The organism is Frankia sp. AgB1.9 (genome assembly GCF_016786355.1).
Lineage (GTDB): Bacteria > Actinomycetota > Actinomycetes > Frankiales > Frankiaceae > Pseudofrankia.
Genome location: NZ_JADWYX010000124.1, coordinates 21,558 through 27,819, shown reverse-complemented (window position 1 = coordinate 27,819; position 6,262 = coordinate 21,558). Strand labels below are relative to the sequence as shown.

5 protein-coding genes and 1 tRNA gene are annotated in these 6,262 nt (G+C 70.7%); 3 read left to right on the top strand and 3 right to left on the bottom strand.

Translation table 11 applies throughout. The features are described 5' to 3' along the window. Positions 1–308 precede the first annotated feature (308 nt). Entirely contained in the window at positions 309–893 is a 585-nt protein-coding gene (locus I6A60_RS34005) for a DinB family protein (protein ID WP_203020647.1), read from the bottom strand. Positions 894–1,307: 414 nt separating this feature from the next. Here I6A60_RS34005 and I6A60_RS34000 point away from each other — a divergent pair, with 414 nt between their 5' ends. Together I6A60_RS34000 and I6A60_RS33995 are read left to right on the top strand one after the other, a co-directional pair. Next, a complete protein-coding gene (locus I6A60_RS34000) occupies positions 1,308–1,661 on the top strand; it encodes an MmcQ/YjbR family DNA-binding protein (protein WP_203020667.1) in 354 nt (117 codons plus the stop codon). 54 nt (positions 1,662–1,715) lie between these two features. Beyond that, positions 1,716–1,789 (top strand) — tRNA-Gly (locus I6A60_RS33995). A gap of 297 nt (positions 1,790–2,086) precedes the next feature. Here the strand turns inward: I6A60_RS33995 and I6A60_RS33990 are convergent. Together I6A60_RS33990 and I6A60_RS33985 are read right to left on the bottom strand one after the other, a co-directional pair. Then, the gene (locus I6A60_RS33990; RefSeq protein WP_203020649.1) at positions 2,087–4,456 is read right to left on the bottom strand and encodes a glycoside hydrolase family 65 protein; all 2,370 of its coding nucleotides are present in this window, start codon (positions 4,454–4,456) and stop codon (positions 2,087–2,089) included. Then, the gene (locus tag I6A60_RS33985) at positions 4,453–5,265 is read right to left on the bottom strand and encodes an HAD family phosphatase (RefSeq protein ID WP_203020651.1); all 813 of its coding nucleotides are present in this window, start codon (positions 5,263–5,265) and stop codon (positions 4,453–4,455) included. Before I6A60_RS33985 ends, I6A60_RS33990 begins: the two co-directional genes overlap by 4 nt. A 387-nt stretch (positions 5,266–5,652) precedes the next feature. On the opposite strand from I6A60_RS33985, the gene dcd reads away from it, so the two are divergent. Continuing rightward, on the top strand, positions 5,653–6,249 hold the full coding sequence (dcd, locus tag I6A60_RS33980; RefSeq protein ID WP_203020653.1) for a dCTP deaminase: 597 nt from the start codon (positions 5,653–5,655) through the stop codon (positions 6,247–6,249). The last annotated feature ends 13 nt before the right edge of the window (positions 6,250–6,262 follow it).

Genomic DNA, 6,262 nt, shown 5'->3' with positions numbered 1-6,262 from the left:
TGGGCGCCTGTCGGCCACCGGCCTCGACTCGGCCGTCCCAGCTGGAGCCGCCACGACGGCGACCTGACCCGGGGGCGTTCCGCGGAACGCGAAGATCCACCGTTCCGCGGAACGCCTCGGGCACTGGGGCGCCCTCGACTATCGCTCGGGTGGCGGGCCCCCCGGGGACCGAAGGGCGACGCTTTTGGCCAAAATGCCCAGGGCTGCCGGAACTCGCACCGGTCGGCCGGAGCTATCTCAGTGCCGTCACAGCTTCAGTCCGGCGACTCTCGGCGCGTTCTTGGCCGGGAATTCGTTTGCGCGTTGACTCAGCTCGGGACCGGCGCGACGCCACCGCCGGGAAGGCCATTGACGTCGTAAAGATGGTGCACGGGGTCATGCACAAAATAGCGGGCGAAGCTGTCGACGGTGAACAGCGCACCGTCCGAACGCTCACCGGTGCGCTGCCATTGTGGGCCGGCCACGGTGGCGAACCGGGCCGCGACCCGCGCGGCCGCCGTCGCGAGATCCTCGGCAACCTGAGCCGGGTCCTGCTCGCCGTACCGATCGGCGACGGCCGTGACGTCCTGGTCCCAGTTCGGGTAGCGCGGGTTGTCCTGGGTGAGCATCAGCACCAGGCGCTCGTCGTAGAGGCGCAGGACGTCACGTACATGGCAGCCGTATTCGAGCGGAGACCAGTGGTCCGGGGCCGGTCGGCGCCGCAGGTCCTCGGCGGGCTGCCTGCCGAGCAACAGGCGCCACGCGGCCGCGACCCGCAGGACCAGTCCGGAAACGTCAACCGCCGGGAACGTCGCGGCATTGAATCCGCACTCCGGGCACGGCCGACCCAGGACCCACGTCCAGTCCTTGTCGTCCGGCACAATCGCGTCGTCGGTCTCGTCGTCAGCGGTCACAGCCCCACCTTAGCCAACGCCGGCATTTGGTGGCTGTGGTCACAACATGACCCACGGTGCACGGACTCGGCCATGTCGATACGCCGTACGGGGAAGATCTCGCCATCAACGAGCCGGAATGACGCACACTTCGGCGCCCCGGGGCGATTTCGCCGTAACCGATCTCGCGCGTGAGGCAATCGGCTTCAAATCTCGCGGCCCTCGCGCCGCTCGGGGCCCCGGGCCGGCGACGTCGGCGGGAACTGGGAACGGAGCACGGTCCAGTCAGGGTCTCCAGCCCGGTCTCGGCGCCCTCGATCGCTCCGAGGCGGCAACTCCCGTGCCCAGGCAGGGCGCCGGCACGGCCCCGCCCACCAGGCGAAGCCGACGCATGTCACGCTCACTTCCGTGAGCAGCGCGCACGAGCACGACAGCATGCGCCGGGTCGAGGAGATCGCTCTCGCACTCCCTGAGGCGACGCGCGTCGACATCGAGGCCTGGGACGGCGAACCGACCTTCCGCGTCCGCGGCAAGAACTTCGTCTTCGCCAACCCGGAGGGCACCCAGCTCACCGTGAAGCTGCCCAAGGACGAAGCTGCCGCCGTCGTCGCCGTGGAGCCAGACACCAAGCCCGCCGGCTACGGCCTTGGCCGCCACGGCTGGGTATCGCTGACCATCAGCCCCGGGGCCAGCGACGACCGCTGGGACCAGATCGCCGAGTGGATCCGCGTCTCCTACACCCTCGTCGCGCCCAAGAGCCTGGCCCGCCTCGTCGACCCAGCCGGCTGACAGCCGTCCATCCACTCGGCGCCGGCATCCGTTAGGATGCTCAAGCAGCATCACGCGGGTGTAGTTCAGAGGCAGAACACGAGCTTCCCAAGCTTGCAACGCGGGTTCGATTCCCGTCACCCGCTCCAGCGCTCTCACGGGCCGATTGGGCCTTCCGGCCACCGGCGCCAGGGCACGTCACTGCGCTGGGGCCGAGCCCCAGCCACCAGGGTCGCCGCGACTCCCGCGACCGGCCGTCCATCGCCCCGCATGATCGCCGTTTCGGCCCTCTCGGGGTCGTAGAAACGCGTCGAACGCAACCACCCGAGGGCTGAAACAGCGATCATGCGCCGGCTGCGCCGCGACCGACCGACCGACCGGACCTCGTCGCGGGGTCGCCCGGCCCGGTCGGGCGACCGGCCCGGTCGGGCGGCGAGGTTGCGCGGTCAGTCGTCTTCGGGAGCGGTCGGGGTGTGGAAGAAGCGGGGTTCGCGGCCGGCGGGCTGGCGTGGGTGCTCGTGGCGCGGGGCCGGCGGGATGTTGAGCGTCAGCGGCAGGTTGGGCTCGACGTGGAAGCGTTCGCCGTGGTGCGTGAGGGTGATGCCCTCGCCCTCCTGCACGGTGTAGGTCGCCGCCGAGTTGGTGACCTCGACACGCAGGTGGCGACCGCGGACGCACAGGCCGAACGCCAGCCGGGACAAGCCTTCGGACAGCCGCGGGTTGAAGGCGAGCACGCTGCCGTGGTCACGCAGCCCGCCGAAGCCCTCGACCAGCGCGATCCAGGAGCCGGCGAGGGACGCCATGTGCAGGCCGTCCGACGTGTTGTGCTCGATGTCGTGGAGGTCCATCAACGCGGCTTCCCGCAGGTAGGCGTGCGCGAGCGCGAGATGACCGCATTCGGCCGCCATCACGCCCTGCGGTGCCGCTGACAGCGAGGAATCCCGGACGCAGAGGCCTTCGTAGTAGGCGAAGTTGCGCACCTTCTGCTCGGGGGTGAATGCGTCACCCCGGCGCTGCATGGCGAGCACCAGGTCCGCCTGCTTGACGACCTGCTTGCGGTAGAGGTCGAAGTACGGGAAGTGCAGCAGAAGCGGGTACTGCTCCGGCCGGGTGCGCTCGAAGTCCCACAGCTCGTGGCCGGTGAACCCGTCCGACTGCGGATGGACCCCGAGGTTCTCGTCGAACGGGATGTACATGTCCTCCGCGGCGTCCCGCCAGCTCGCCGTCTCCTCGGAGTCGACGCCGAACTCCTTGGCCCGGTCCGGATGGCGCCTGGCCGCATCCGCCGCGGCGCGCAGGTTCTTCTGCGCCATCAGGTTCGTGTAGACGTTGTTGTCGGCGATCGCCGAGTACTCGTCCGGCCCCGTCACTCCGTCGATCCGGAACTTGCCGTCCAGGTCGTGGTGCCCGAGCGAGCGCCACAGCCGGGCGGTCTCGACGAGCAGCTCCAGCCCGACGGCCCGCTCGAACTCGAAATCCTCGGTGACGTTGACGTAGCGGCCGACGGCGTCGGCGATATCGGCGTTGACGTGGAATGCCGCCGTTCCCGCCGGCCAGTAGCCGGAGCATTCCGCACCGCTGATCGTCCGCCAGGGGAACGCGGCGCCCTTCAGATTGAGCAGCTGGGCCCGTTCCTGGGCCAGCTTCAGGGTCGAATGCCGCCAGCGCAGCGCGTCCGCCGCGGCGCCTGGAACGGCGTAGGTCAGCACCGGCAGGACGTAGCTCTCGGTGTCCCAGAAGGCGTGGCCGTCATAGCCAGGCCCGGTGAGACCCTTGGCCGGAATGGCCCGGCGCTCGGCGCGGGCGCCGGCCTGCAACACGTGGAACAGGGCGAACCGCACGGCCTGCTGCACCTCGGCGTCGCCGTCGACCTCGACGTCGGCCCGTTTCCAGAAGGCGTCCAGGTACTCCCGCTGCTCCTCGAGCAGCCCTTCCCAGCCGGTCGCCCGCGCCGCGACGAGGGCCGCGGCCGCCTGGTCACGCATCGCCGGCAGGGATCGCTGCTGTGACCAGCCGTAGGCCAGGAACTTCACGATCCGGAGCTTCTGGCCGGGCTTCAGGATGCCGGTGACGGTGACCCGCCCGGAGTTCGGCTCGCACTCCGAGAGCACGCCGATCGAGCCTGGGCCGTCGATCACATGGTCCATCGCCGCGGCGACCCGCATCTGGCTGTGCCGGGTGACGTGCACCAGCTCGACCGTGGTGTCCCGGGCAAAGTTGAGCTCCGGCATCAGCGGGGACTCGAGCACGGCCGCGGCCCGCGGATCGCCGGTCCGCACCGGAAGGGTCTCGTTCGCCACCAGTTCCGACTGGACGACCACCCGCGGCGAGTCGGTCAGCGACTCGACCTCGTAGCAGATCGCGGCGACCGCCCGCTGGGAGAACGACACCAGGCGCCGGGAGGTCACCCGGACAACCTGGCCGGCGGGCGACTCCCACTCGGCCTGGCGCACCAGCACGCCGTCCCGGAAGTCGAGGGAGCGCCGGTGCGACCGCAGTTCGCCGTAGCGGACGTCGAGTGGCTCGTCGTCGACCATCAGCCGGATCAGCTTGCCGTTGGTCACGTTGATGACGGTCTGGCCCGACTCCGGATAGCCATAGCCCGCCTCCGCGTAGGGAAGCGGGCGTAGCTCGTGCACCGAGTTCAGATAGGTGCCGGGGAGGCCGTGCGGCTCGCCTTCGTCGAGGTTGCCGCGCAGGCCGATGTGGCCGTTGGAAAGGGAGAACAAAGATTCGGACCGAGCCGGATCCTCCGCGTCGAACCCGATCTCGCGAAGCCCCCAGGGGTCGACCGTGTAAGTCGCCTGCTCGTTCATTGCGCGGGTCCCGAGGTCCCATCCGCCCGGCCGGTGCCGGCCGGCGGGCTGCCCGGCGCAGGATCACTAGAGAGGAGATCGGCGAGGTCGCCCACGACGATGTCCGCGCCGTGCGCGCGCAGCGCGACCGCATGGCCGTGCCCGACCCGGTCGACACCGATGACGTAGCCGAACCTGCCGGCCCGCCCGGCCGCGACCCCGGCCTCCGCGTCCTCGAACACAGCGGCCCGCTCGGGCGGCACGCCGAGCTCCCGGGCCGCCGCGAGGAACGTGTCCGGCGCGGGCTTGCCGGCGAGGCCGCACTCGTCGATCGTGAGGCCGTCGACGCGGGCCTCCAGCAGGTCGGCGAACCCGGCGGCCTCGGCCACGGCGCCCGCGTTCGCGCTCGACGAGACCAGCGCGCGATGTTTCCCGGCCGCCGCGCAGGCGCGCAGGTAGCGCATCGTCCCCGGGTACGCCTGGACGCCGTCCTTGGCAATCTTGTCAAGCACCAGGATGTTCTTGCGGGTACCCAGGGCGTTGACCGTGAGCCCGGACGGCGGGTCGTCGGCCGCGCCTTCCGGCAGGTGGATGTCCCGGGACGCGAGGAACGAGCGCACCCCGTCAAGACGCGGCTTGCCGTCGACGTACTGCTCGTAGTCCCGATCGATGTCGAACGGCCCCTCTGGATCACCGGACCGTCGGGCCCAGTCGTCCAGGAAGTCGTCGAACATCTCCTTCCACGCCCGGGCGTGGACCTCGGCGGTGCTGGTCAGCACCCCGTCGAGGTCGAACAGCACCGCATCGATGTGATCGGGCAATCCGAGCATGGCCACGGCTCCGCTTTCTCTCATCCCGTCCGGTGCCGTCCGCCGCAGCCAGGAAAGCGGCCCAGGCCGACGTCGCCGGACGGCCGCCGCGGTCGGGCCGTGAGCCCTGGACCCGGAGCGACCGAGGTGTCGTCGTGCCGATGGACGGGCGCCCGGCGCCGTCCGGCCCAGGTGCGCGAACGGGACATCCATGTCGGGCGTCCTACCCACGCCCGCTCGATCGACTCCGGCCCGGGTCGCGAATCGTGGCCGATCGTGCACCAGCCCAGTCACTGATCGCGACCGCGGCCCCGGGCGGTACCGGCCGGATCGGGACGACGGCGTCCAGATCGGCGGCGAGCCCCGGCTCCTGCCACCGTCGAACGACCGTCCAGTAGGTTGCAGGGCGTGTTGCTGTCCGACCGGGACATCCGGGCCGAGATCACCGCCGGCCGGGTGTGCCTCGACCCCTACGACCCGGGCCTGATCCAGCCGAGCAGCGTGGACCTTCGGCTCGATCGTGCCTTCCGGGTCTTCCAGAACCATCGATACAGCCACATCGACCCGGCGGCCCAGCAGGAGGATCTCACCGAGCTGGTCGCGCCCGAGGGCGACGAGCCGTTCGTGCTGCACCCCGGTGAGTTCGTGCTTGGCTCCACCCTTGAGGTCATCACGCTCCCCGACGACCTGGCCGGCCGGTTGGAGGGCAAGTCAAGCCTGGGTCGGCTGGGCCTGCTCACCCACTCGACGGCGGGCTTCATCGACCCGGGTTTCTCCGGGCACGTGACGCTGGAGCTCTCGAACGTCGCCACGCTGCCGATCAAGCTCTGGCCAGGCATGAAGATCGGCCAGCTCTGCCTGTTCCGGCTGTCGTCGCCGGCCGAGCACCCCTACGGCGCCGCGATCTACGGCTCCCGCTACCAGGGGCAGCGCGGGCCGACCCCGTCCCGCGCCTACCGCGACTTCACCCGCGCCGCGGTGCCCCCGGTCGCCGACCAGACCTGAACCGGCCCGCCGG